Origin of the sequence: Pilosibacter fragilis (assembly GCF_032490495.1) — a bacterium.
Classification (GTDB): Bacteria; Bacillota; Clostridia; order Lachnospirales; family Lachnospiraceae; genus Pilosibacter; species Pilosibacter fragilis.
Genome location: NZ_JAVYJB010000005.1, coordinates 191,911 through 217,243, shown reverse-complemented (window position 1 = coordinate 217,243; position 25,333 = coordinate 191,911). Strand labels below are relative to the sequence as shown.

22 protein-coding genes and 1 riboswitch are annotated in these 25,333 nt (G+C 51.0%); of the genes, 6 read left to right on the top strand and 16 right to left on the bottom strand.

Annotation, left to right across the window (positions count from 1 at the left end; all coding sequences use genetic code 11):
* The first annotated feature begins 233 nt into the window (after positions 1-233).
* The 3 genes from asnS to ABCW45_RS06735 all read left to right on the top strand — a co-directional run bounded on the left by asnS (position 234) and on the right by ABCW45_RS06735 (position 4,749).
* Positions 234-1,625 (top strand): asparagine--tRNA ligase, encoded by a 1,392-nt coding sequence (gene asnS, locus ABCW45_RS06745; protein ID WP_343220524.1) that lies wholly within the window; start codon positions 234-236, stop codon positions 1,623-1,625.
* A gap of 215 nt (positions 1,626-1,840) precedes the next feature.
* Positions 1,841-2,917 (top strand): metallophosphoesterase family protein, encoded by a 1,077-nt coding sequence (locus ABCW45_RS06740; protein WP_117469018.1) that lies wholly within the window; start codon positions 1,841-1,843, stop codon positions 2,915-2,917.
* Entirely contained in the window at positions 2,914-4,749 is a 1,836-nt protein-coding gene (locus ABCW45_RS06735) for an ATP-binding protein (RefSeq protein ID WP_117469017.1), read from the top strand. Before ABCW45_RS06740 ends, ABCW45_RS06735 begins: the two co-directional genes overlap by 4 nt.
* 369 nt (positions 4,750-5,118) lie before the next feature.
* On the opposite strand, the gene ABCW45_RS06730 is transcribed toward ABCW45_RS06735, so the two are convergent.
* The 13 genes from ABCW45_RS06730 to ABCW45_RS06670 all read right to left on the bottom strand — a co-directional run bounded on the left by ABCW45_RS06730 (position 5,119) and on the right by ABCW45_RS06670 (position 19,471).
* Positions 5,119-6,657 carry a nitrite/sulfite reductase gene (locus tag ABCW45_RS06730; RefSeq protein WP_343220523.1) on the bottom strand — a complete coding sequence of 513 codons (1,539 nt, stop codon included), beginning with the start codon at positions 6,655-6,657 and terminating at the stop codon, positions 5,119-5,121.
* 137 nt (positions 6,658-6,794) lie between these two features.
* Positions 6,795-7,289: a tRNA (uridine(34)/cytosine(34)/5-carboxymethylaminomethyluridine(34)-2'-O)-methyltransferase TrmL gene (gene trmL / locus ABCW45_RS06725; RefSeq protein WP_343220522.1), complete on the bottom strand. Its 495-nt coding sequence runs from the start codon at positions 7,287-7,289 to the stop codon at positions 6,795-6,797.
* A 192-nt stretch (positions 7,290-7,481) separates the two neighbouring features.
* Positions 7,482-8,654, bottom strand: coding sequence for an aminotransferase class I/II-fold pyridoxal phosphate-dependent enzyme (locus ABCW45_RS06720; RefSeq protein ID WP_117469014.1), 1,173 nt, complete (start codon positions 8,652-8,654; stop codon positions 7,482-7,484).
* Complete coding sequence (locus ABCW45_RS06715) at positions 8,651-9,133, bottom strand: Lrp/AsnC family transcriptional regulator (protein WP_015553011.1); 483 nt, start codon at positions 9,131-9,133, stop codon at positions 8,651-8,653. Before ABCW45_RS06715 ends, ABCW45_RS06720 begins: the two co-directional genes overlap by 4 nt.
* Before the next feature lie 24 nt (positions 9,134-9,157).
* On the bottom strand, positions 9,158-9,748 hold the full coding sequence (locus ABCW45_RS06710) for an AIR synthase-related protein (protein WP_117483522.1): 591 nt from the start codon (positions 9,746-9,748) through the stop codon (positions 9,158-9,160).
* 25 nt (positions 9,749-9,773) lie between these two features.
* Positions 9,774-11,300: a VanW family protein gene (locus ABCW45_RS06705; protein ID WP_117503096.1), complete on the bottom strand. Its 1,527-nt coding sequence runs from the start codon at positions 11,298-11,300 to the stop codon at positions 9,774-9,776.
* A 350-nt stretch (positions 11,301-11,650) separates the two neighbouring features.
* The gene (locus ABCW45_RS06700; protein ID WP_015553007.1) at positions 11,651-12,394 is read right to left on the bottom strand and encodes a 3'-5' exonuclease; all 744 of its coding nucleotides are present in this window, start codon (positions 12,392-12,394) and stop codon (positions 11,651-11,653) included.
* 54 nt (positions 12,395-12,448) lie between these two features.
* Positions 12,449-14,302, bottom strand: a complete 1,854-nt coding sequence (locus tag ABCW45_RS06695) for a B12-binding domain-containing radical SAM protein (RefSeq protein ID WP_343220521.1) — start codon at positions 14,300-14,302, stop codon at positions 12,449-12,451.
* Positions 14,303-14,313: 11 nt separating this feature from the next.
* Entirely contained in the window at positions 14,314-14,802 is a 489-nt protein-coding gene (locus ABCW45_RS06690) for a deoxycytidylate deaminase (protein ID WP_343220520.1), read from the bottom strand.
* A 134-nt stretch (positions 14,803-14,936) separates the two neighbouring features.
* Entirely contained in the window at positions 14,937-16,007 is a 1,071-nt protein-coding gene (locus ABCW45_RS06685; protein ID WP_343220519.1) for an L-threonylcarbamoyladenylate synthase, read from the bottom strand.
* A gap of 331 nt (positions 16,008-16,338) precedes the next feature.
* Positions 16,339-17,133, bottom strand: coding sequence for a creatininase family protein (locus ABCW45_RS06680; RefSeq protein WP_343220518.1), 795 nt, complete (start codon positions 17,131-17,133; stop codon positions 16,339-16,341).
* 199 nt (positions 17,134-17,332) lie between these two features.
* Positions 17,333-17,971: an ECF transporter S component gene (locus ABCW45_RS06675; RefSeq protein WP_117566743.1), complete on the bottom strand. Its 639-nt coding sequence runs from the start codon at positions 17,969-17,971 to the stop codon at positions 17,333-17,335.
* 159 nt (positions 17,972-18,130) lie between these two features.
* Positions 18,131-18,248: riboswitch (FMN riboswitch) on the bottom strand.
* A gap of 59 nt (positions 18,249-18,307) precedes the next feature.
* Positions 18,308-19,471 (bottom strand): polysaccharide deacetylase family protein, encoded by a 1,164-nt coding sequence (locus ABCW45_RS06670; RefSeq protein WP_015553001.1) that lies wholly within the window; start codon positions 19,469-19,471, stop codon positions 18,308-18,310.
* A gap of 292 nt (positions 19,472-19,763) precedes the next feature.
* On the opposite strand from ABCW45_RS06670, the gene ABCW45_RS06665 reads away from it, so the two are divergent.
* On the top strand, positions 19,764-21,074 hold the full coding sequence (locus ABCW45_RS06665) for a M18 family aminopeptidase (RefSeq protein ID WP_015553000.1): 1,311 nt from the start codon (positions 19,764-19,766) through the stop codon (positions 21,072-21,074).
* A 47-nt stretch (positions 21,075-21,121) separates the two neighbouring features.
* Here the strand turns inward: ABCW45_RS06665 and ABCW45_RS06660 are convergent, their stop codons facing one another.
* The 3 genes from ABCW45_RS06660 to ABCW45_RS06650 are packed head-to-tail and all read right to left on the bottom strand — an operon-like array spanning position 21,122 to position 22,417.
* On the bottom strand, positions 21,122-21,568 hold the full coding sequence (locus tag ABCW45_RS06660; protein WP_117469005.1) for a hypothetical protein: 447 nt from the start codon (positions 21,566-21,568) through the stop codon (positions 21,122-21,124).
* Positions 21,525-21,701: a hypothetical protein gene (locus tag ABCW45_RS06655; RefSeq protein WP_165859933.1), complete on the bottom strand. Its 177-nt coding sequence runs from the start codon at positions 21,699-21,701 to the stop codon at positions 21,525-21,527. The genes ABCW45_RS06660 and ABCW45_RS06655 overlap by 44 nt, the downstream gene beginning before the upstream one ends.
* Before the next feature lie 17 nt (positions 21,702-21,718).
* Entirely contained in the window at positions 21,719-22,417 is a 699-nt protein-coding gene (locus ABCW45_RS06650; RefSeq protein ID WP_117514484.1) for an N-acetylmuramoyl-L-alanine amidase, read from the bottom strand.
* A gap of 253 nt (positions 22,418-22,670) precedes the next feature.
* Between ABCW45_RS06650 and ABCW45_RS06645 the strand changes: the two genes are divergently transcribed.
* Complete coding sequence (locus ABCW45_RS06645) at positions 22,671-23,723, top strand: threonine aldolase family protein (RefSeq protein WP_343220517.1); 1,053 nt, start codon at positions 22,671-22,673, stop codon at positions 23,721-23,723.
* Between the two features lie 61 nt (positions 23,724-23,784).
* The gene (locus ABCW45_RS06640) at positions 23,785-25,170 is read left to right on the top strand and encodes an amidohydrolase (RefSeq protein WP_343220516.1); all 1,386 of its coding nucleotides are present in this window, start codon (positions 23,785-23,787) and stop codon (positions 25,168-25,170) included.
* The last annotated feature ends 163 nt before the right edge of the window (positions 25,171-25,333 follow it).

Sequence of the window (25,333 nt, the reverse complement as noted above, 5' to 3'; positions counted from 1 at the left end):
TATTATAGTCGATATTTCGGGATTTTTCTATAAAAACTTATTTTTCTATTTCTATTTTACTTACAAATCTTGATGGACTCTGTAATTTCTGCTCGGGAAGCCTTTAAAAAACTCCCGAAAACCCCCGTGTTATGCCCATTTCACCTTGAATCCCCATAAAAAATACGCTATACTAATACCAGATTGCACATTTATCTAAGCTAAGAAGAGAGATATAAGGAGAAGGAAGAATCATGCAGTTGACAACAGTCAAAGAGCTCTTTAAAGAGCGTGAGAAATATTTAGATAAGGAGATCACTGTCGGCGGATGGATCCGCAGCATTCGTGACTCCAAGGCATTCGGCTTTATCGTATTAAACGACGGTACAAACTTCGACACCTTACAGATCGTTTACCATGACACAATGGCAAACTTCGCTGAGGTCTCCAAATTAAACGTCGGCGCTTCCATCATCGTTAAAGGTACTCTTGTGGCAACACCGGAGGCAAAGCAGCCGTTTGAGATCCAGGCAACAGAAGTTACCGTTGAGGGGGCTTCCAGCGCAGACTACCCGCTCCAGAAAAAACGCCACACCTTCGAATATCTTCGTACGATCCCGCACCTTCGCGCGCGTACCAATACATTCCAGGCTGTATTCCGTGTGCGTTCCCTGATTGCTTACGCGATCCATCAGTACTTCCAGGAGCAGGGCTTCGTCTATGTCCACACTCCGTTAATCACCTCCAGTGACTGTGAGGGTGCCGGTGAGATGTTCCAGGTAACGACTCTCGATCTTGATAACGTTCCGAAGACTGAGGACGGCGCAGTTGATTACAGCAAGGACTTCTTCGGAAAGCATACAAGCCTTACCGTAAGCGGACAGTTAAACGCTGAGACCTACGCAATGGCATTCCGCAATGTTTACACCTTCGGACCGACCTTCCGTGCTGAGAATTCCAACACGACCCGTCATGCTGCCGAGTTCTGGATGATCGAGCCGGAGATGGCATTCGCAGATCTCGATGACAATATGGCTGTCGCTGAAGGCATGTTAAAGTACGTGATCCGCTACGTTCTCGAGAACGCTCCGTCCGAGATGAATTTCTTCAACCAGTTCGTTGACAAGGGACTTCTCGACCGCTTAAACCACGTATTAAATTCCGAATTCGGCCATGTTACCTACACAGAGGCTGTAAAGCTCCTTGAAGAGCACAACGACGAATTCGATTACAAGGTATTCTGGGGCTGCGATCTCCAGACAGAGCATGAGCGCTATCTGACAGAAAAGATCTTCAAGAGACCGGTATTCGTTACCGACTACCCGAAGGAGATCAAGGCGTTCTACATGAAATTAAATCCGGACGGAAAGACCGTTGCCGCTGTGGACTGTCTCGTTCCGGGTATCGGCGAGATCATCGGCGGAAGCCAGCGTGAGGACGATTACGAAAAGCTCCTTGCCCGCATGAACGAACTCGGATTAAAGCCGGAAGACTACGGTTTCTATCTCGATCTGAGAAAGTACGGCAGCGTCCGCCACTCCGGTTTCGGTCTCGGCTTCGAGCGCTGCGTAATGTACCTCACAGGAATGGGCAATATCCGCGACGTAGTTCCGTTCCCGCGTACCGTTAATAACTGCGAATTATAAAGAAACAGCAGCCCGCCGCGTCCTTTCGATGCAAGGCAGCCGCAAGGGAGCGCACAGAGATCTGTTGCGCTCCTTTTCACATTTACGCGACGGCGATCCTCTGGTGACCGAACTGCCGCGGTAACCTGAGAAACACGTTTTTGCGGACTTTCACAGTCCACTATCTTGATACTGGAGCGCAGTGTATCTGCAATCCATACACCATGGAGGAATGTATGAAATTTATTCACACCGCCGATATCCACTGGGGCATGATCCCGGACAGCGATAAGCCCTGGGGCAAAAAGCGGGAACAGGCGATCCGTCTGACGTTCCAGGGGATCATCGAGGACGCCAGGGACTCCCGCGCGGACCTTCTTCTGATCTCCGGTGACTTATTCCACCGCCAGCCCTTAGCGCGGGATCTGAAAGAGGTCAACTACCTGTTCTCCACGATTCCGGGAACCCGCGTTGTCATCATCGCCGGAAATCATGACCGGATTCGGAAAAGTTCTGCACTTCTCAGCTTCACCTGGGCCCCGAACGTCACATTTCTGATGGACGAGAACCTCTCTTCCGTCTATTTCGAGGAACTGAACACGGAGGTCTACGGCTTCAGCTACCACACGGCCGAGATCACCGAGGCGAAAGCCGACAATATTTCCCTGCCGGCCTCGAGACGCACCAGAATTCTCATGCTCCACGGCGGTGACGCGAAACATGTCCCATTTGATCGGAATGCGCTGGCCGCATCCCCGTTCTCCTACATCGCCCTGGGACATATCCACAAACCGGAGATTCTTCTGGAAAACCGCATGGCCTACGCCGGTTCCCCGGAACCGCTTGACATGACGGAGACCGGACCTCACGGATATTTTATCGGCGAGATCGACACCACCAGCGGACATGTGACCTCCCTGCAGTTTAAGGAAGTCTGCCAGGCCCAGTATATCCCGCTCGTGGTCAATGTGACGCCCCAGACGACAAACACCGAGCTTTCCCAGATCATCGCCGACGAGATCCGCAAGCGCGGTGCCAACAATATCTACCGCTTCCGGATCCGCGGTATGCGAGACCCGGATATCAGCTTTGACCTGGATTTTCTCTCCGGTCAGTGGAATATTATCGAGATCCTGGACGAGTCGGAGCCACAGTATGATTTCCACGCACTGTTCGCGGAACATCCAAGCGACATGATCGGCTTTTATATCCAGGCACTCATGAAGGATGATATGAGCCCGGTGGAGAAGAAAGCCCTGTACTATGGAATTCATGCCCTGCTTATGACAAAAGATGAAAGGAGCCAGCCATGAGATTACTCGAATTACATATCGACGGTTTCGGAAAATTTCATGACCGGACCATCTCCTTCAACGACGGGATCAACATTATCTACGGAAAGAACGAAGCCGGAAAATCCACGCTTCACACCTTCATCCGCGGCATGCTCTTCGGCATCGAGCGCGGGCGCGGACGGGCGGCAAAGAATGATCTGTATACAAAGTACGAGCCCTGGGAGAACAGCGGAACCTACGAGGGATGGCTGAGACTGGAAAAGGACGGAACCATCTACCGCATCGAGCGCCGGTTCCGGAAGGAAAATAAGTCTTTAAAGATCATCAATGAGACGAAAGGACTGGAGGAAGAGGCGACACCTGCATTTGTCTCCAGCCTGCTTGACGGTCTCACCGAGACCATGTACAACAACACCATCAGTATTGGTCAGTTAAAGAGTGCCACCGAAGACGGGATGGTGACGGAATTAAAGAATTATATTGCCAACATGAACACCACCGGCAATATTTCCTTAAATATCACAAAAGCGACTGCGTTTTTGAGAAACCAGAAACGTTCCCTCGAGGCGGGTCTGATCCCAGAGGCGAGCCGGGAGTTTACCTCTCTTCTCGCGGAGATCCGGAATGTGGAGGCGGAGATCGCCGGTCCGGAGTACGAGAACCAGCTCGCCGCCTACCAGAATATGCGGACCCAGGTCAAGGGCCTGATCGACAACACCCAGACACAGAAAAAGGATCTGGACGAGAAACTGGCAAATGGGAAAAAGGTGCTGTCTGACAACGGCTTTACAGACCGGGCATCCGTGGATGCCATGTCTTCCGACGCGGAGAGGCTTTACAGCGAATATAATACTCTGAATGGGGAGTGTAACAAGAAGTCCAGGAAGGTTCTTTCCGGTCTCACAGCGGTTCTCGGAGTCGCAGGACTGGGGGCTGCAGCGACACTTGGATATTTCAACCTCACCGCCTATCTTCCGGTCTGTGGCGCGGCAGCCACGGCGGCTGTGATCTTCTTTATCATCTCCCTGTTCATCCTCCAGAAAGATAAAGAATACCACAGATTGTTCGACAATACTTCCTCTGAACTTGGCGCGCTTCTCGCGAGACATCTCGGCGATTCCGCAGTGTCTGAGGATGCCATGAACGCGTTCCGGGCGAGAATGGGCGAATTCTCAAAGCTCTGCGATATGGTTACCCAGTCTGAGGCAGAGATCAGGAAGTTCTTAGAAGATTTAAGCAATCTCCAGACGAAACAGGCCGGCTGCAGCGAGATGATCGAGAAACAGCAGCGGACCCAGTGGGAGCTTGAGAAGAAATTAGAGCATTTGAGCAACTGTAAAAATAAGGCGAAGGCATTGAAGCGGACACTGGCGGAAAACGACAGGATCCACGATGAGATCGTCGCCATCGATCTTGCCCAGGAGACTATGGCAGATCTCTCCTCCTCGATCCGTGATTCCTTCGGACTCTACCTGAATAAAGAAGCGTCCCAGTACATTACCGGAATCACCGGCGGGATCTATGACAGCATGAGCATCGACGAGAATCTGAATGTCTTCTTAAACACGAAGACAAAGCTGGTTCCCCTCGAGAACGTCAGCAGCGGAACCATGGACCAGGTCTATCTCGCCCTGCGTCTCGCCGCCGCAAAGCTTCTCCAGGGATCCGGCTCCGGCTTCCCGCTGATCTTCGATGACAGCTTTACACAGTATGATGATGAGCGCCTGAAGACGGCACTGGAATGGCTCGCCTCCGCCTATGGAGGCCAGATCATTATTTTCACATGCCATCGCCGGGAAGCACAGATGCTGCGGGCCAGACAGGTGGAGTTTCAGTTGATTGAGATGTAAAAGATATTTTTCCAGGATGCATCTGCCCTAAAATCATTTTCGAAAATACAAAACGGCCGACAGTTTTTTCGCTGTCGACCGTTTTTATGTTGTTATTCAAATATGAAGTACTTTCGTAACTGTTCAGTAGGTCTGCGCACTTGCTGCGCTGACCGTAAGAAAACATAGGCTGGAAAGCAAAAATCCCATCAGCGAAGCTGATCTGGAATGGATTTTTGCACGTAACTATGAAGGTACTGAATAGTTACGTACTTTCTTAAAAAGCCCTCTTTTACTTATATGAATTCGGGCTCTGAACGAAAGCTTTCGCTGCCTCTGCTGCTTACTTTCATTCTCGGATTTTCCCACTTTTCCACGTATGATTTCCTCTTAAGCGTACTTTTCCACAATCGCCTTAAATTCATCCTCATGCCCCACGATCCATGTCTCCCAGTTCATGTTCCGGCTGGCAACGGCTTTTCCAAGGTCCACGAAGAATTTCGGCAGATCGCGCTCTAAGATCACAGCTCCGGCCTCGCCGAACTTTGCGGCACCCAGCTTATCGCTTCCGCCTACAAACATCTTAAACGCGGACTCCGGCTTTCCGTCAACAGACTTTGCCGCTCCCTGGAAACCGATGGCTGCCGCCTGGTGTCCGGAACAGCTGGACGGGCATCCGGAAATACAGATCCTCGGAAGCGCTCCGTCCGGGATCCCGGCCTCACGGACTGCCTCCACAGCCGCTCTGAGCGCCGCCTGACTGTCTCTTACACCCTGCTGGCAGATTGCAGCACCGATACAGGCTACACTGTTCTCAAAAGTGCTCTGAGCGCCGTCGTTTGTCGCTTCAAGGACTTTCTTCGCCTCGTCAGCAGTGAGGTTGATGATGTAGATCGTCTCATACGGAGCGATCCGGCACTCTGCGTCCGGGATCTCTCTTACAAGAGTAAGAAGCTCCGCAGGTTTTCCTGCCGGAAGACATCCACCAATCGGGTGGTATGCCACCGCATAGAGTCCCGGCTGTTTCTGTGCGACTACACGCTTTCCGGAAATCTCGCCGCTGCCTTTCTTTGTTACCGGCTTTGCTTCCACATGAAGGTCAAGACCGCCTTTTTCTTTTACCTTTGCCACATTCTCAAGGAACGCTTCCTTTAAACCATCAGTGCCCAGAGTCTCCTGCATAAAGCGGGTACGGGCCTTCGCGCGGTTTTCATAATTTCCATGCTGGCAGAATGTCTCGATCATGGCACGGATGTAGTAAAGGATCTCCGTCGCCGCGACATGTTCATCCACAAGGATTCCCATCTTATAGCCGCCGCCGAGTCCGCCCGCGATGCGAAGTGTAAAGGTTCCATCCGGGTTTGCCATAAATCCCATATCGCGGAAGGCGCTGTGTACGGAATCATCCGCACCGTTGCTGAAGGCTACTTTTAACTTTCTCGGCATGTGGATCTCGCCAGCAATAGAGAGCAGGTACTCTGCCGCTGCCTCCGCATACGGTTTTACATCGAATGCCTCACCTTTCTGCACGCCGGAGAGAGGACTCATCATGATATTTCTCGGATTGTCTCCACCGCCGCCTCTGCTGTAAATCTCACTCGCGATGGCTTTCTCCATGAGGACCGGAACCTGCTCTGCTTTCAGGTTGTGGAGCTGCACGGTCTCACAGGTGGTAAGCTTCATAAGCTCCACACCGTAATCTCTCACTGCCTCGGCGAGGAATTCCAGACGTTTTTCCGTCAGGTTCCCGCCTGCCATTCTGAGACGCAGCATGTGCTTTGACGGATCATGCTGTGCATAGCTTCCGAATCCACCGGAGATTCCCTTGTATGCCTTACGGTCGATCTCTCCCTTATCGAACTTCTCGATCGTTCCAACAAATTCATGGATCTGTTCACGGAACTGTTCTTCCCATTTTTCATTCATCATAATTGTATTCTCGCTTTCCCCTTTTTATAAAACGCTTATCTCTTCCCCAGCTGTCTCCAAAACATGCCGGAAATCCACAGCGGAGCTGCTTCGTATCTTGTATCCAATAAGCGCTCTATCATTTTTTAATTTTTCAATTATTCTTTCCAGTGTAAATGATGCAGATGTCCTTCCATCGTCATCTGCTCAAATCCGTTCTGCCGTAACGCCTCATACAGCACGATTGCAACAGAATTCGAGAGATTCAGCGACCGGATATCTCCCCACATCGGGATCCTGATGCAGTTTTCGCGGTTTTCCACCAGGATCTCCTCCGGGATTCCACGGCTCTCCGGTCCGAACATGATGTAGGCATCCGGGTCATAGGGAATATCCGTGTATACATGCTCACCCTTTGTGGTCGCCATGTATATCTTCGCCCCCGGATTCTTCTTTAAGAAATCCTGGTAATCGCTGTAAACCGTTACGTCCAGCTTATCCCAGTAATCCAGCCCTGCCCGGACTAAATGCTTCTCGCTGAGCTTAAATCCCAGCGGCTCGATCAGGTGCAGCTTCGTGTTCGTCGCCACACAGGTGCGCCCGATATTTCCTGTATTGGCCGGCATTTCCGGCTCGTATAATACGATATTCATTGTTGATCTTCTCCTGTCATGTCTGCCGCTTTCCGCTTTCCACGATCACTCAGAACTAATGTCAGCAATCCGGATTTTCTCACGAAATATAAGGTGCAGACATATAAAACCCCGGCCCGACCACCTTCATGATCAAGCCGGGGAACTGTATTTTACATGACCGTCCGCTCAGCGCACAATCACAGCATCCATTTATTTCGCATCATTCAGATGTCTCTTCACGAACCGCTCCATTCTCTCGAGGGCACGTTTCAGATCATTTAAGGAGTATGCATAGGAAATTCTTAAATATCCCTCGCCGCAGTCACCGAATGCGGTACCCGGAACAACGGCAACCTTCTCCTCCTCCAGCAGCTTTAACGCAAACTCATCAGAGGTCATTCCGAACTTCTTGATGCTCGGGAACACATAGAATGCGCCCTGCGGTTCATAACAGTCAAAGCCCATATCACGGAGTGCCTTCACGAGATAACGTCTTCTCTGGTCGTATGCGCTCCGCATCTCAGCTACATCTTTGTCTCCGTTTTTTAATGCCTCGACCGCAGCATACTGGCTTGTCGTCGGTGCACACATGATCGCAAACTGGTGGATCTTTAACATCTGCTTCAGGATCAGCTCCGGCGCACACGCATATCCAAGACGCCATCCGGTCATCGCGTAGGATTTTGAAAAGCCGTTGATCAGAACGGTGCGCTCCTTCATTCCCGGGAATGCGGCGATCGTACAGTGCTGTCCCTTATAAGTAAGCTCTGAATAGATCTCGTCGGAGATAACAAACAGGTCTTTTTCGATACAGATCTTCGCGATCTCCGCCAGATCCTCCGGCTCCATGATGGATCCGGTTGGGTTATTGGGGAACGGAAGGATCAGAACCTTCGTTTTCGGTGTGATCTTCTCGAGTAGTTTTTCCTTTGTAAGACGGAATTTATCTTTTTCTTCGAGCTGGATCGTAACCGGCACACCGTCAGCCAGAACCGTACACGGAGTGTAGGAAACATAGCTCGGCTGAGGGATCAGAACCTCATCCCCCGGATTTAACATGGCACGGAGAGCAATATCGATGGCTTCACTGCCGCCGACCGTGACCATAACTTCCTTATTATAATCATACTCTACATCAAAACGTCTCTTTAAATAATTACAGATCTCGATCTTTAATTCCTTTAAACCTGCATTTGAGGTATAAAAAGTCCGTCCCTTTTCCAGAGAGTAGATTCCCTCGTCCCGGATGTGCCACGGAGTATCAAAATCCGGCTCACCGACACCAAGGGAGATCGCGTCCTTCATCTCGCTCACAATGTCGAAAAATTTACGGATTCCGGATGGCTGGATCGATACGATTTTATCTGATAATGGGTTTCTCACGGTGTAATCATCATCCTTTCATCTTCTGCCTTACCGCACATAACTGTTCCATGATCTTTATACTTCTTGAGGACAAAGTGTGTCGCTGTGCTGAGGACCGAATCCATCGGTGACAGCTTCTCCGATACGAACTGCGCGACCTCTCTCATCGTTTTGCCCTCAATGATCACGGTAAAATCAAAGGCGCCGGACATCAGATATACAGAAGTCACCTCACTGTACTGGTAGATGCGCTCCGCGATCTTATCAAAGCCCATTCCTCTCTGCGGGGTTACCTTCACCTCGATCAGAGCGATCACTTTCTCATCACCTGTGTTATCCCAGTTGATCATCGTGTGATAACCGCAGATAATGTTCTCCTTTTCCATCTCCGCGATCTCATTCGCGACGGCTGCTTCACTCTCACCCAGAAGGGCGGCCAGATCCTTTAAATCAATTCGGCTGTTCTTTTCAATGATCGCCAAAATTTTTTCACGCATAATTGTTCCTCCTCATTGCATCTATCATTCTTTTCCAGAAGCTGCATCCGTAAGCTTCCGGATCTCATCTGGTGCCGGTCGTTCCAGAAATCCGGTCGTTCCGATCCCGACCATTTTTCTGGCGATCCCTTTTTCGACTTTACCGATCACTGCAGACGGGATTCCGGCTTCACTCAGGAGCTTCACGGCATCCCCGCCGTTTTCCACTGCCATCAGGAGACATTCCCCCGATGAAAGTCTGTACGGATTCAGGTCAAAGAGTTCACAGATCTCAATCGTCTCCTGAGCCACCGGGATCTTCCTCAGTTCAAAGGAAATCCCCTGCTCGTAAGCTCCCGATATGGCCCAAAGGGCGGCCAGTATGCCGCCCTCCGAAATCTCTTCCCATTCTCCTGCACCGCAGGCGTTCAGCATCTCCGGAGTCAGCTCTGATTTTTTATCTGCCTGCTCCCGGATCCGTTTGACAAACCACTCCGGGAATCGGGCTGATATCTCTTTTTCTTTTGCCGACAGAGCCGCCTTCACACCGTTTTTTCCGACAGTTCCTGCAACTACCAGATCCTGTCCCGGCTTAAAGATCCCAGCTCCGTTGGGTTCGCGCTCAATTTTTCTCATGATTCCGGTCTCTTTTCTATGCGGCCTAAGCCGCGTTCTCTCCCGCCTGGGCACTCATTCCCGGGCCGTAGTTCTCGCCCGGCTGCGGTCCGGCTGTCTCCGGGGCCGCGGTTTCAGGCGCCTGTGTCTCCGGCGCTGCTGTCTCTGCCGGGGCCGCAGCTTCCGTTTCCGCAGGTGCTGCCGGGGCCACAGGTGTTGTCTCTGCCGGAGCCGCGACTCCTGTACCTACGCGGTAAACAGTCTTTGACGCGTTGTATGTGTCAGAATTCAATAAAGTGCGTTCCTGTAACTGTCCATCTACATAGACGCACTTATATAATTTCGATTTTAATCCCGTATGTCCGGATTCCACCTTCACGCGCTGGCCTGCCGGGAGACTCGGGTCCTGGATCTCCTGGGTAGGGGACGGTGTCGTGGAAAGCGTCTCAGACTCAAATGCCAGAGTCCTGTTCGACGGTCTCGTCTCTTTTCCGTAGATCGTAAAGGTCAGGGTCTTTCCCTTGGTATAGCCCTCGACGTAGATCGGAGTATCATATGGGTTCTTTACCTTAAGGTCTTTATAAGTTCCGGCGATCGCCGCGTCCATGGACGGCTTTACATAGCTGACGGACATGGAGTGGTTCTGTCTCTGGACGATCTCAAGCTCCGCATATAAGGACGCGTTGTAGAGTGTCGTTGAGATCTGGCAGACACCGCCTCCAATGCTGTCAACGGACTTGCCATTTTCGTAAGCAGTTGCCGTCTTGTATCCATTTTCCAGTGTAAACGGATGCATGCACTCATATCCGGAGAGCACTTCGCCCGGCATCAGCACATGTCCGTTGATCTTTCCTGCACCCACCGCAAGGTTTGTGGAACGGGACGCACCGCTTGTCGCAAAGCTGGTGGAGAATGTTCCGAGAACATCCTTGATCGTCGCGAGATCTTCCTCTGTCACCTTCGGCTTTTTAACGGTCACAGACGCCTCCACCCGGATCGCATCCGTATTTTCGCTGTTTAACGCCTCGTTGAGAGCCGCTTTTGTCGCATCCATATCGACAGCCAGACCTTCTTTTGAAGGAGTGATCTCAAATTTTCCGTCTTTTCTTGTGATCGTCGCGTCAACGGCACCCGCCACCGCGGAACCGCATTTCTCGGATACAAAGGAAGATACCTTATCCTGGTCCACGGAGAGATCCAGCTCGATCTTCACCGGATTTACCTCCAGGTCTTTCTTTTTCATATACCGCTTTACAAGGTTTCCCTTGAGCTCCGTCCCCTGAATGGCCTCAGCTACCTCATCCTGGTTATCCCAGGCGACGCCAAGGGTCTGCGCGTCGGACTTCGCCTCCGCGCCGTTTACCACAAGCGTGATATCCTGATTTAATTTTTCATTTACATAACTCTCAATCTGCTTTTCGGCTTCCTCTTCCGTAAGTCCGGAAAGACTGACGGCTCCAACAGAGACCCCGTCCGGGATCCGTTCATCTGCCAGTGTGAAAACCGGGGCAAGCCAAACAAGTCCGGCGCTTAAAATCGCCGTCATGCCTGCGATCCACACATTTTTCTTCATTCTTTTCTCCTCACTGATATCTTCCTGATGCCTGATAGATTTTGGGGCTTCAGCCCGTCACGATTAAAAAATAGAAAGAAGGGAGCCGAGGACCATCGGCACTACCATTGCGAGTACAACTAATACGATTACGATGGTAGAGAAAATCTTTCTTGTCTTTTTATTATTCATGTTAAACACAACATTCACCTCTTCTTGCTTTCCATTCCGGTTACAGCCCATGCCCTGAGCAAACTGCATCAGATTTTACCGATGCTCCGCATTCCAGATCAAAAAGTCCTGGCTGCCATATGCTGTAACTCATTCCGAACTATATTCACTAATATTCATTTTCTCAGGGTTCCGGAAAACTATCCCTGTTTTTTCGCATTTTCCGGGATTCTTCCATACTGGAAAATAATCTTGTCGATCATCCGGGATATCTCATTTCCGGACATGTGATCGATCTCGACAGTTATGTCTATTCTATGATATTTTAGTAAATCCTGCAAGTGTTCTTTTTGCCTTTTCGACGCCGTCCGTTCCTTTTTTGCCTTATATTGGAGCATTTTGGCAGTGAAGAGTTCCGGACGTTCTTTGCCAAACCTTTTTTTCAGTTCCTGGTATAGATTGTGGGCGGCATAGGCATCGGAAAGTGCCCGGTGTGCCGTATCCTGGGTAACCTCAAAGTACGCGCACGCGGCACTCAGATTCTTCTTTTCCTCCCCCGGCATCAGATACCGGCAGAGTTTCAGTGTATCGACCCCGTATTTCTCGAATTTCCGTTTCTGGTTCACTGCGGCCTGTACGAGGAAGCCGTAGTCAAAAATGATCTGGTGGCCGAGAAGCGGGAGGTCTTCGGTGAAGGCCAGGACCTCATCCAGGATCTCCTCGATTCCCGGTGCATCCTTCACCATATCATCAGTGATCCCCGTCAGCTCCACGATCCGCTTCGGGATCTCCCGGTGCGGATTTACCATAGTGTGGTAAGTGTCCGTCGTCTCACCGTCGATCACCTTCACCATGCCGATCTCCGTGATCTTTTCGTGACGGGCACCGATGCCCGTCGTCTCAAGATCCAGGGCGACATAAGAATTTATCATTTCATCTGCCATGTCTGTTCTCCATCTTTACTTTCACTGCATCATCACATATCTGCACAATTTTCTTCATATCCGTGCTCGTTTTGCTGGCACCATCCGGCTTCCCTTCCGGTCATACCGGAAGCGGACTGCTCTGGCGTTTCCTGACAACGGATCCCGATTTTTATAATCAAACAATACAAACGTTCCATCTTCCATATGTTCCAGATGAGCCATTTTCGCCATCTGCTTCGAATCAAATCCCGCATAGCCCGTAAGCCACTGAGGACTCTCTTCCTCCGCCATGAAGAATTCCCGCACTTCTTTCTTGTATGGGGACTGGTCACTGGCAAAGGACGGGCGGCTCTTGATATTTTCGCGGACATAGAGGTCGTACATCAGGCTGTCGCGGAAGTCAGCTAGTGTCAGTTTTACTGCTGTTTCTGCAGCTATCACGCCGGTTTTCTGCTCCATTCCTGCCGGTTCTTCTGCCGCAGGCGTGCTCTGTTCCACTTTAACCTCTTTTTCCTCTAAAAATCTATAAAGGATCTCATACCTTGCCAGCCTGCTGTGACTGATCCCTGTCAGTCCGTTCTTCTCATAATATTCCGCCAGACTCGTAAAAATTTCCGACGGCCGCGCAAATTTCTTTTCCAGCAGTTTCATGGTTGCCGGGAACTGTCCGCTGTTGTAGTAGACCTCCACCATGTCCTCCACGCCCTTCAGCCGGATCACATCGCTGTAGGGCAGCCACTTCGTGGAAAGGACTTCGTATGGCGGAATTCCCCGGTATTTCAGATCATATGCCGCGACCTGCTCTTCCATGTAAGAGCCCTTCAATACTTTTAAGAATCCCATCTGAAGCTGGTCCGGACGCATCCGGTAGACATCGTCGAAGGAGCGCATGAAAGACTCATAATTCTCATAGGGAAGTCCCGCGATCAGATCCAGGTGCTGATGGGTGTTCCGGTAATCGTAGACCCGGTCCACCGCCTGTTTTAGTTTCACAAGGTCCATGTGTCTGTGGATTTCCTTGATCGTATCCGGGTTTGTGGACTGGACACCGATCTCAAGCTGAATCAGCCCCGGGCGCATCTTTCCGATAAGTTCCAGTTCCTCCTCATCGAAGATATCCGCGGAGACCTCGAAATGGAAGTTTGTGATCCCATTGTCATGTTCCACGAGATAACGCCAGATTCCTAACGTGTGATCCCGCTTACAGTTGAAGGTTCTGTCCACAAACTTGACCTGTGGAACCTTGTGGTCCAGGAAAAACTGCAGTTCCGGGAGTACCAGGTCCAGACTCCGGAAACGCACGGTTTTATCAATGGAAGACAGGCAGTAGCTGCAGGAGAACGGGCAGCCGCGGCTGCTCTCGTAGTAGACGATCCTGTTCTCGAATCCAGCCATATCGTCATAGTAGAACGGGATCTCATCCAGGCTCAGAAGGCGCTGGGGACCACGTTCCACGACCTCGCCGCTCTCAGCGCGGTAGGTAATTCCCGGAATGTGATCTAAGTCTAAGCTTGCTGCACACAGTTCTTCCCTTTTCAGATACGCCCGCACAAGCTCCGTAAACGTCAGCTCGCCTTCCCCGCGCATCACGCCGCAGACATCCGGCTCCCTGGTCAGCACTTTTTTCGCGTCATAGGACACTTCCGGTCCGCCGAGCCAGATCTCCACCTCCGGCAATACTTTCTTCACGTCACGGACGATCTCCATGATGTAGGAAATATTCCATATATAACAGGAAAAGCCGATAAAATCCGGCTTTCTCCTGTAGATATCCTGTAAAATTAAGTCCATCTGGTGATTGATGGTGTATTCTCCGATCTCGATATCCGCCCACGGGATCTTCGTCCTAGCAAAGGCGCGCAGACTGTAGACACCCGGATTCGAGTGGATATATTTGGCGTTGATCGCCGCCAGCAAAAATTTCATTCGTTCCTCCGTTATACCCGGTACTCGATCTTACGGCCTGTCGGGTTGTACTGGTAATAGCGCACACCCGCCGCATTCAGCATTCTCTTGGATGCCCGTGTGGACGCGTCGTTCGCGTACTTATCGCTCTCGTAGACGATGGTCTGGATGCCCGCCTGGATGATCGCCTTCGCGCACTCGTTGCACGGGAACAGTGTTACATAGAGCTTGCTGCCTTCCAGACTGCCGCCGCGGTAGTTTAAGATCGCGTTCAACTCACTGTGCGTCACATAGAAATATTTTCTATTATACGGATCCTCGTCTATCTTATCCCACGGGAACTCGTCGTCGGAACAGCCCTTCGGGAATCCGTTATAGCCCATGGACAGGATCTTGTTGTCCTCGCTCACGATGCACGCGCCGACCTGTGTGTTCGGATCCTTGGAGCGCATGGCAGAAAGCTTTGCAACTCCCATGAAATACTCGTCCCAGGTAATGTATCCGTTTCTCTTATCTGACATAGATCGTCCTCCATTTCATATATGTAACTGCCCAACGCTCTCACAGTTACGGGTAAAATCCATTTCTCATTTTAATTGATCGTACTTTTGCCTTTACTGCAGCCACCGCAGCAAGCGCAGGCCTTCCAGCAATTTTATATGTTCACAATATGATATCCGGCTGCCTTGCACAGGCGGTTCATGATCGCCTGGCCGAGCTGGTCTTTGGAAAAGCTCTCGGAGAAAATGCAGTCAACCTTTCTGGCATCGAAATCACGCAGAACTGCAAACAAGTTGTGGGCCACCGTCTCCTCGTGTTCCCGGCTTCCGATCACCTCGAGGTTTCCGCCCTGGTACATGTCCTGACTCTCCTCGGTGCAGATGATGCCGACTTTCTTTCCCTCTGCTTCCGCTTTCTTTGTCTGCTCATTGATGTAGGCAACGACCTTGTCCATGTCGCCTTCTACCAGTGTCATGTCCGCCTTCGGGGCATAATGGCGGTACTTCATTCCCGGCGCCTTCGGCTTGATATCGCCGCTGACCGGTCCTAAGATCACTGGATCGATATCCACCTGGCCCAACGTCTCACGCAGCATCTCAATGGTGATCGCGCCCGGGCGGAGAAGTGTCGGGATCTCGCCGGATACATCCACGATAGTGGATTCCACGCCGATTCCCACATCGCCGCCGTCGATGATCATCTCGATCTTTCCGTCCATGTCCTCGATGACATGTTCCGCCTTTGTCGGGCTCGGTCTTCCGGAAGTGTTGGCACTCGGTGCCGCGATCGGAACACCTGCGAGATGGATCAGACAATTTGCCACCGGATCCACCGGCATGCGGACCGCAACGGTATCAAGACCGCCGGTGGTTCCATAAGGTACGATGTCCTTTTTCGGGAAGATCATGGTCAGCGGACCCGGCCAGTACTTTTCAGCCAGTTTCCGGCCCGCCTCCGGGATCTCCTTCACGATCGCCGGAAGTTCTTCCATACAGGAAATATGGGCGATCAGCGGGTTGTCGGACGGACGTCCTTTTGCCGCGTAGATCTTCTTTGCCGCTTCCTCATTCAACGCGTTGGCACCAAGGCCGTAAACGGTCTCCGTCGGGAACGCCACGAGACCGCCGTTTTTCAAGATCTCAGCCGCCTCTAAAAGCCCTGGATTCTTTTCCAGCGTCTCTCTTGTCTTCTCTTCCTCTTTGATACGAACTACTTTTGTATTCATGTTCTGCACTCTCGATTCTATTACTCAAATGTCCAGAAAACCTGTGTTTCTTCTATACGGTTTCCCATTTTTACGCTCATGCGGCGGTATCGCTGTGGCCTGCCGCGTAATGATAAAGGTGCTGCATAAAACCGCAGCACCTTACTTTGTTCAATTGCGTATTCAGTTTAGCACATGAAAGTTATGGTTGCAACAGATTTCCGGCGGATTTACAGGCTTTTCCGGCATCGTTTCCATTCATTTCAATTTTTCTGTTCTTCTTAATATTGCTGTAATAATGATCTGTCCACCGGTTTCTCAGCACTTTTTCACTATTTTCTGAAACAGTGCCTTAGTCTTTCCACTTTCTGATCTCTTTCAGCCCTGAAAGGATCGACTCCACAAAGCTGTCGTAGATCTGGTTGCCCTTCTCCGCCGTCGCCCCGCTTGGATCGCCGCCGATTCCGATGGGCTTTCCGTCCTCGGTCTCCCACTCTTCTGAAACCCAGCCAAGAGTGATCGGGCCATATACGGTGAATGTCTTGTTTCCCATGAACTTTCTCGGGATTCCCGCCTCGGAGGTCTCCAGCTTTACTGTCTCCGGGCGCTCCGCGAGAACCATGGATGTCTCCATCTCACCGCCGTGGAAATCCCAGATATTTCCAGGTGTCACAGTGTCTTTTACCGCCTGGTTTCCGAAGAATGCGCCACAGTTGATGATAAATATGGCGATTCCGAGCTCACTTCTTACCTCCCTGCTTAAGACCTGGATGATCGGGGAGTTTCCGCCGTGGCAGTTCAAGATTGCGATCTTCCTGAATCCGTGATGCGCCAGGCCTTTGCAGATGTCGTAGAGAACATGATAAAAGGTATCCGGCTTTAAGGTGACAGAACCGCAGAAGTTCACATGTTCCGTGCTGAGTCCCACCGGGATCAGCGGAAAGATCAGCATCGGATAGTCCGGGATCTCCCGGTCTAAGGCCTCTTTGATCCGTCTCGCCGTTCCCTCCGCGATGATCTCGTCTGTACCCAGCGGACACTGGTTTCCGTGCTGTTCCAACGCTCCCACCGGGATCATGACCACCGTCTCGTCCTTGTCGACCTGTTCCATTTCCAGTCTTGTCAGTTCATTATAATATCTTACCATTTTATTTTCTCCGTTTCTTAAGTCATTGCCGCTTCACTATCTCATTTCGGTCGTTATCCGTCAAGTACTGCTGCCACCTGCCAGCGCTCACTTTTGTGCCTGCGCAGGCTTTTGCTCACTTCTCACATAAATTGTAAGTCCCCCGAGGCAGACACGGCTTTTGCCGTCTCTATCCCGGGGGAATCTCCCATTTCAGGTGTTATGCCGCCGTATTTTCAGTTTTCTTTTCTCTGTGAACCCCTGCATGGATGATCACGCTGACATGCTTATATACAAGTGCTGTTACGATCGCATTCAGTCCGCATTTTACAAGGTTGAACGGAACGATCATGAAGATCGCGAATGTATACAGGTTTGTAACTGCCGGGTTGATCTTTGTTCCCATTGCGATGATGTTCTCGATTCCGCCGAAAGCAACTTTTGCGTAGAACGGAAGTGTGATCGCGCAGTTTACGAATACAGCGCCGACGATAGCACAGATGACACCGGCGGCGAGAGCGACCATAGCGGTCTTTTTCGTTTTATGTCTGCGGTAGATCAGGGCAGCCGGTACGGAGAACATGCAGCTTCCAATGATGTTTCCGAGCTCGCCGACATAGTAAGTGCTTGTTCCGTTTAAGAGCAGCTTTAAGAGGTTCTTAACGATCGCGATCAGAGCTGCCTGGGCCGGTCCCATGGCAAAGCCGCCGATCAGTACCGGGAGCTCCGCGAAGTCCAGCTTGTAAAACGGCGGTGCAAACGGAACCGCCACCTGGATCGTCTCCAATACGGCTGCGAGTGCGCTGAACATGGCGATCAGCACGAGATTTCTGACACTTAATACTTTGTTCTGGTTCATAATGTCCCTCCTTGTACTTGTTGTTCTTCTGTTACAAGGAATTGCTGTGCAGGATTGCCGGCTCACACGGACTCGTGGGGATGATTCCCTGTCCATGTAAATAAAAAGACCCCGGACCATTGAAAAAGTCCGGGGCTTGAATGAACTACTCCTGTCATACAATTTCTTCTCTCATCCAGACTATACTGTCGGTTTTGGAATCTCACCAAATCAGCTGCTTTCGCAGGTCGCGGACTATACCGCCGGTGGGGAATCGCACCCCGCCCCGAAGAACGATATTTATTTGTTCGTTAACAGAATATCACATTTTGCTTCATACTGCAATATTTTTTATTCTTAGCGGAAATGTCCATAAGACTGTCCTGCCGCCATGCCACCGCGGAGCTCTGCCATCTCGCTGACTGTCACGAGCTGGTAACCTCTTCTCGTGAGTTCAGGAATCAGCGTCTCTGCCGCAATGACGCTCTGCTCATAGAGGTCATGCATCAGGATGATATCTCCATCCTGCACCTGTCTGAGAACTGTGTCGATGGTGTGCTGCGCGTTTCTCGTCTTCCAGTCCAGGGTATCCACGGACCAGATGATGGACGGCATTCCAGCCTTTGCGAGAACCGCCTTACTGGCATCATTGATCTTTCCTCCCGGCGGGCGGACACCTTTCGGCGCGTTTCCGCCTGCTGCCACAATGGCATCGCGTGTCTGATTTAAGCTCTGTAATATCTCTCCCTCAGACATTCCTGTCAGATATGTATGTGCCCAGGTATGGCTGTCTGTCTCGCATCCGAGATCCGCCATGCGCTTTACGGTAGACGCATAGGACGCAACTCGGTTGCCCACCATGAAGAATGTGGCTCTTCCGCCGTTCGCTTCCAGGGAATCCAGGATCCGGGGCGTATACTTCGACGGACCGTCATCAAAGGTCAGGGCAACCATCGGTCTTGTCGGGTCAACGCTCTTTCCATTCGGGCCTTCCGGTACCTCCGCACCTTTTCCCGTCACCGTTACCCAGAGACCATCCACACGGAGTCCCTGTCCTTCGGTTCCCGCAGTCTCCCCGTTCTTCACCGGAGTTGTCCAGGAGCCATTCTGATATACAGAGTAATAAACATCATAATTCTCCGCAAGCTGTCCGGTAAATGCCATGCGGACCGCTTCTAACGGCATATCTGTCTCGGTGCTTCCATTCGGAGTCATATTTTCCTGCCAGGAAAGCCATCCGCTTCCGCTTAAGTTCACCTGGTAAGAAAGCGTGCCGCTCATTCCCTCAGGTTGTCCCTGAAGGCTGGCGCGGATCGCCGTCACATAGCTTCCGGTTCCAGCACGCGCTGTTTTGCTGTCACCATGATACCCACTCCAACCGGTTCCATGCTCATAAATTCCGTAAACTGCGCCCATATCCGCCGCATATGCCGGATCACCGGTGATTCCCACCGATGCAGCGCAGATCAATACAGCCGCCAGCACCGTGCGGACTGCCTGTCTGATCTTCTTCCAATCCATAAGTTCCCCTCTTTTCCCAGTGATCTTCTCACCATATTGATCGTATTTGTAACTGTTCCATACCTTCGCAGCTACTCGTGACCATATTTTAACATGAAACCGCGAATAAAGGTACCTTTTCGGGACCTTTTTCACAAACTTCAGAAAAACGTCAGAATTATAACGAAAGCTACCAGAATTTCATTTTAACACTTGCGCACATCATAGCGCAAGCTTGCCTGATCTTCATTTTTTTTATATAATAAAGTAGTATGACTTACAGGGGTTATTTATCGAAAGGAGTAACAAAAACATGATTCAAAATCTGAATGAGGAATTATTTTCTTTTATCAAAAAGAGCCCGACCGGTTTCCATGCTGTTCATGAACTGGCAAACTACCTGACCGAGGCAGGCTTCGAGCGCCTCGCTGAGGGCAATACCTGGAATCTTGCTGAGGGCGGAAAGTATTTCGTAACCCGCAACCAGTCCGCGATCATCGCATTCAAGGTATCCCGCAAGGATTATTCCGGCTTCCATATCGCGGCAAGCCACAGCGACTCCCCGACCTTAAAGATCAAAGAGTCTTCTGAGATGAACATCGAGAACCAGTATGTAAAATTAAATGTTGAGAAGTACGGCGGAATGCTCTGCGCACCGTGGTTCGACAGACCTCTCTCCGTTGCAGGACGCATTATCGTAAAAGACGGCAACCGTCTCACAACAAAACTGATCAACGTTGACCGTGATCTTCTCATGATCCCGAACCTCGCAATCCATATGAACCGTGAAGTAAACGACGGTTACAAGTACAACATCCAGAAAGATATGCTTCCATTATACCGCATGAGCAATTCCGGAAAGGCATTCAAAGAGATGATCGCTGAGGAGGCAGGCGTCTCCGTTGACCAGATCAAAGGAATGGACCTCTTCCTTTACAACCGTATGGAAGGTACTGTATGGGGCTGCGACGGCGAGTTTATCTCTGCTCCGCGTCTTGATGATCTCCAGTGCGCATTCACATCCACAATGGCTCTCTTAAACAGTGAAAGTGACCGCTGCATCCCGGTCGTTGCCGTATTTGACAACGAGGAAGTAGGAAGCGGCACAAAACAGGGCGCCGGCTCCACATTCCTTTACGACATTCTCCGCCGCATCAACCGCAGCCTTGGAAGAACAGAGGAAGAGTACCTCACGTCCCTCGCTTCCAGCTTCATGGTATCCGCGGATAACGGACATGCCGTACATCCGAACTACGCAGACAAGACAGATCCGACAAACCGCACCTACTTAAACGGCGGTCTCGTGATCAAGCACAGCGCAAACCAGAAGTACACAACAGACGCTGTTTCCGCAGCTGTTATGCGCTGCCTCTGCGAGCGCGCAGGTGTTCCGTACCAGGAGTTCTTAAACCGTTCCGATATCCTCGGCGGCTCCACTCTCGGAAATATCTCCAACGCTCAGGTTTCCTTAAACACGGTAGACGTCGGACTTCCGCAGTTAGCTATGCACTCTCCGTATGAGACTGCAGGCTCCAAGGATATGGCCTACCTGGAAAAGGCATTTGAAGAGTTCTTCAAATCCGCGATCCGTGCTGAGGGCGACGGTACACTCGTACTTGAGTAATTCTGATAGTAAGATCCGCCGGAATATTCGTGTCTCCGGCGGATCTTTTATCCTTCCAGCCCAGATGAACGTACAGAACGTTTCTTTTTGCCTTCTGCCACCTGGAAAAACAGTTTTTCCGTATATCTCCGGGTAACTGCCTCCGATTCTGAAATTTTTCTGCCCAGATTTGTCTCTACCGCGTCGAATCGCTTAGGCACTGCGTCCATTTCTGCCCGCATCGCGCTCATATTCTTATCCATTCCATCCATCCTTGCAAGCATACGATCCAGTTTTTCATTTGTTTCAACCCATTTGGCATTCAGCTCCTGCATATGCCTTGTCATGCTGATACGATTCTTCTTTATTTCTGCACTCAGATTATTTTCCACCCTATCGATCTTTTCTCCTGTCCGCGCCTCCGATGCTACAATCTCCGCTCGCACCCGGCCTTCCGATGCAATAAACTTTTCATCCATAAGGTCTGAAATCTGTTTCATATCTTCTTTCGTCAAAGTATCCCTCCTTCATTTTTTTCGTCCCAATTGGTAAAAGAATCATAGCATATTGACCTTTTAAATGCCATATCGGATAGTTAAAAACAGGTGGACCTTTTTTGTATAATATGACGATTTTATTTCTCTTCATTTGTACATTTTCCTATCTCATTGCTTCTTATTCAGGTACTCCATGATCCCCATATGAATCGTATATGCCAGCTTATCCTGGTACTCCCCGCTGTTTAAAAGCGCTGCTTCCTTCCGGTTGCTTAAGAATCCGCACTCCACGATCACGATGGGGCATTTCACATGCAGAAGGAGGTAGTAATTGGCATTCGCCTTCGGAAGTCTCCGGTTCTGGTCCCCCAGGACATAGTCAAACCGGTCCTGCAGGATCTCCGCCAGCGCCTTTCCCTTTGACGAATCCCGGTAATAGAATACCTGTCCGCCAGAGACGGATTCCTCGTGATAGCTGTTCTGGTGGATGCTGACCACAAGGTCCGCGCCGCTCTCCTCAATGATCTCACACCGTTTCTTCATGTCCGCCATCTTTTTCCGGCTGTCCGTTTCGGAATAAAGTCCCGTGTCCGTCTCCCGCGTCATAATGACCTTCACATCATCCTGTTCCAGGTACGTTTTCAACCGCTCCGCCACAGCCAGGTTGATATCTTTCTCCAGGCTCCCGTCGACTCCAACCTTGCCGGGATCTGTTCCGCCGTGTCCGGCATCGACCACCACCACCGGTGTCTCTTTTATGTAGGCGTCACCGCTCCCCGTCACACGAATACTCCCATATTTCACCGCCATGACCACCATGGCGAGCAGGCATATGCCGAGAACCGGCTCTATCACTTTCTGCTTCATGCTCTGTTTCCCCGAAAATCCGCTCTTCATAATACTCTATTTCATGAGAAACCTGTTTATGTGCGGATTTTCTTATCTCCGTTCAATCCCACACAAGTTCTGGATTCTGGCTTCCGCTCTTATCGTCATCATCAGCTGAATCCCCATATTCCCCTCAGTGTTTTCAAATCTTTTCATATACTTTCCTGCATTGACACGTCAATATGCCATCTGTATAATAGAGTCAGACAACATGAAAGGTCAGGTTTTTAACATGGCAAATGAAAAATTGAAATTCGTCTGCGATTACATGGAAGGCGCCCATCCGGCTATCATGAATGAGCTGCTCGCCACAAATATGATGCAGACCTCCGGGTACGGTCTCGATGAGTTCTCCGAATCTGCCCGGGATAAGATCCGCAAAGCCTGCGGCGCTCCAAACGCGGAAGTCTATCTCCTCGTGGGCGGCACCCAGACAAACGCTACCGTGATCGACGCGCTTCTCCGCTCCTATCAGGGCGTTCTCTGTGCGGAGACCGGGCACATCGCAGTCCATGAGGCCGGTGCCATCGAATTCGGCGGACATAAAGTGCTCCCGCTGCCCCATACATATGGAAAGATCACAGCCGCCCAGGTCACCTCTTATATGGATACTTTTTTATCTGATGATAATCATGAGCACATGGTTATGCCGGGTATGGTCTATATCTCCCAGCCTACGGAATACGGAACCCTGTATTCCCTGGAAGAACTGACCGACCTCAGCGAGGCATGCCGTAAGTACCATCTCCCTCTCTATGTGGATGGCGCCAGACTTGCCTACGCTCTCGCTTCCCCGGAAAATGACGTGACATTAAGGGATCTTGCGAGACTTTGCGATGTCTTCTATATCGGCGGAACAAAGTGCGGAGCGCTCTTCGGCGAGGCGGTCGTAATCCCGGATCCGGCGCTGATCCCGCACTTTTTCACGATCATAAAGCAGCACGGAGCGCTCTTCGCGAAAGGCCGCATCCTGGGGATCCAGTTCGATACCCTGTTCACAGATGATCTGTACCTTCATATCGGGGAATCCGCCCTCGACTGCGCAGCCGCGATAAAATCCGCGTTAAAGGAAAACGGTTACCAGTTCTTCCTTGAGACTCCGACAAACCAGATCTTTATTATTCTGGAGGACGAAGTCCTGCACCGTCTGGAAGAGCAGGCGGAATTCAGCTTCTGGGAAAAATATGATGACTCCCATACCGTGATCCGGATCGCCACAAGCTGGGCGACAACGAAGGAACACACTGACGCGCTGATCGAGCTTTTAAAGATGAACCGGGCTTGACCTGATGCTCCCGTACAGCGCCTGGTTCCGTCCAATATTACATATTTCAGGAGGTATTTCCATGACAGACAGACAACAGCTGATCGTAAACAACGTAGATACCGTAAAACAGCTCATCCTCGACGCAGAGCGCTGGATCTGGGCTCATCCGCAGACCGGTTACACCGAGTGGCAGGCCCACGACTATCTCGCAGAGAAATACGAGGCACTTGGATACACACTCGTCAAAGCCGGAAACATTCCGGGCTTTTACACCGATGTTGAGACAGGAAAACCGGGACCAAAGGTAGCGATCTTCGGTGAACTGGATGCCCTCGATATCGCGAACCATCCGGAATCCGTAAATGGAATGACCCACTGCTGCGGACATAACGCCCAGTCCGCTGCACTTTTAGGAATCGCAGCCGCATTGAAACAGCCCCACGCCCTCGACGGTCTCTGCGGATCCATCCGCCTCGTTGTCGTTCCGGCCGAGGAGATGATCCAGCTTGCATTCCGTGAGGAACTCCGCCAGAAAGGCATCATCAAGTACAACGGCGGTAAGACCGAATTCATGTACCGTGGTCTCTTAGACGGCGTCGACATGGCCATGATGGTTCACGGCATGACAAAGGGATCCAGCGTTAACGAGGACGGAGATACCGACCTTGACTTTCAGGCACTGCTCGGAATGAACGGATGTATAGCGAAAAATATCCGCTACAAAGGAAAATCTGCCCATGCAGGCGGAGCTCCTCATATGGGAGTCAACGCGGAGTATGCTGCTATGCTGGGTCTCCAGGCATGCAACGACCTCCGTGAGACATTCCAGGAGAAAGATACGATCCGCTTCCATCCGATCCTCATGGGCGCAAACTGCGCCGTAAACATTATCCCGGATGAGATGAAGATCGAGAGTTATGTCCGTGGAAAATCCTTAGAGGCGATCAAACGCGAGAATATCAAGGTAAACCGTGCGCTGACCGGTGCCGCACTGTCTATGGGCGCAGGCGTTGAGCTGAGCGACCGCCCTGGTTACGCTCCGGAGTATCATGATCCGACATTCATGAAGCTGGCTGAGGACTGCTGCGTGGCACTTTGCGGAAGAAAGAAAGTTGTCTTCGACTACAACGGCTGGAGCACCGGTTCCTCCGATTTCGGCGATGTCACCTGCGTAATGCCGGGCGTGCAGATCAACGCAGGCGGCGCTGTCGGCACTCTCCATGGCATCGACTTCCAGATCACCGATCCGAACCGTATGTGCGTGAACGCGGCAAAGGTTCAGCTTTTCCTCGTAGATGCCCTGCTCTCCAACAATGCCGTGACCGCGAAAGAGATCATCGCCAACTACAAGCCGCAGTATCCGTCCATCAAGGCGTACCTTGACGCCATTGATGCGCTGACACTTGATAAGGATGCTGTTCGATATGATGAAAAGGGAAACGCGATTGTAGATTTCCAGAACTAAGCAACCCAATTTCCTTCCGGGCAGCGCAATGCCACCGAACATTTCCCAAAAGCATTGTCTGTTCATTTCCAATCATATACAGCTTATATAAACGTCCGTCGGAGATGTCCTATGTCTCCGACGGATTTTTTGCTTTTCCTCCTTCCTTTCCCCATCAACAACG

What these genes read in the sequence shown, in the direction of transcription:
- asnS (WP_343220524.1), top strand. Translation starts at nt 234, where the DNA reads ATGCAGTTGACAACAGTCAAAGAGCTCTTTAAAGAGCGTGAGAAATAT.
- ABCW45_RS06740 (WP_117469018.1), top strand. Translation starts at nt 1,841, where the DNA reads ATGAAATTTATTCACACCGCCGATATCCACTGGGGCATGATCCCGGAC.
- ABCW45_RS06735 (WP_117469017.1), top strand. Translation starts at nt 2,914, where the DNA reads ATGAGATTACTCGAATTACATATCGACGGTTTCGGAAAATTTCATGAC.
- ABCW45_RS06730 (WP_343220523.1), bottom strand. Translation starts at nt 6,657, where the DNA reads ATGATGAATGAAAAATGGGAAGAACAGTTCCGTGAACAGATCCATGAA.
- trmL (WP_343220522.1), bottom strand. Translation starts at nt 7,289, where the DNA reads ATGAATATCGTATTATACGAGCCGGAAATGCCGGCCAATACAGGAAAT.
- ABCW45_RS06715 (WP_015553011.1), bottom strand. Translation starts at nt 9,133, where the DNA reads ATGCGTGAAAAAATTTTGGCGATCATTGAAAAGAACAGCCGAATTGAT.
- ABCW45_RS06710 (WP_117483522.1), bottom strand. Translation starts at nt 9,748, where the DNA reads ATGAGAAAAATTGAGCGCGAACCCAACGGAGCTGGGATCTTTAAGCCG.
- ABCW45_RS06705 (WP_117503096.1), bottom strand. Translation starts at nt 11,300, where the DNA reads ATGAAGAAAAATGTGTGGATCGCAGGCATGACGGCGATTTTAAGCGCC.
- ABCW45_RS06700 (WP_015553007.1), bottom strand. Translation starts at nt 12,394, where the DNA reads ATGGCAGATGAAATGATAAATTCTTATGTCGCCCTGGATCTTGAGACG.
- ABCW45_RS06695 (WP_343220521.1), bottom strand. Translation starts at nt 14,302, where the DNA reads ATGAAATTTTTGCTGGCGGCGATCAACGCCAAATATATCCACTCGAAT.
- ABCW45_RS06690 (WP_343220520.1), bottom strand. Translation starts at nt 14,802, where the DNA reads ATGTCAGATAAGAGAAACGGATACATTACCTGGGACGAGTATTTCATG.
- ABCW45_RS06685 (WP_343220519.1), bottom strand. Translation starts at nt 16,007, where the DNA reads ATGAATACAAAAGTAGTTCGTATCAAAGAGGAAGAGAAGACAAGAGAG.
- ABCW45_RS06680 (WP_343220518.1), bottom strand. Translation starts at nt 17,133, where the DNA reads ATGGTAAGATATTATAATGAACTGACAAGACTGGAAATGGAACAGGTC.
- ABCW45_RS06675 (WP_117566743.1), bottom strand. Translation starts at nt 17,971, where the DNA reads ATGAACCAGAACAAAGTATTAAGTGTCAGAAATCTCGTGCTGATCGCC.
- ABCW45_RS06670 (WP_015553001.1), bottom strand. Translation starts at nt 19,471, where the DNA reads ATGGATTGGAAGAAGATCAGACAGGCAGTCCGCACGGTGCTGGCGGCT.
- ABCW45_RS06665 (WP_015553000.1), top strand. Translation starts at nt 19,764, where the DNA reads ATGATTCAAAATCTGAATGAGGAATTATTTTCTTTTATCAAAAAGAGC.
- ABCW45_RS06655 (WP_165859933.1), bottom strand. Translation starts at nt 21,701, where the DNA reads ATGAAGAGAAATAAAATCGTCATATTATACAAAAAAGGTCCACCTGTT.
- ABCW45_RS06650 (WP_117514484.1), bottom strand. Translation starts at nt 22,417, where the DNA reads ATGAAGCAGAAAGTGATAGAGCCGGTTCTCGGCATATGCCTGCTCGCC.
- ABCW45_RS06645 (WP_343220517.1), top strand. Translation starts at nt 22,671, where the DNA reads ATGGCAAATGAAAAATTGAAATTCGTCTGCGATTACATGGAAGGCGCC.
- ABCW45_RS06640 (WP_343220516.1), top strand. Translation starts at nt 23,785, where the DNA reads ATGACAGACAGACAACAGCTGATCGTAAACAACGTAGATACCGTAAAA.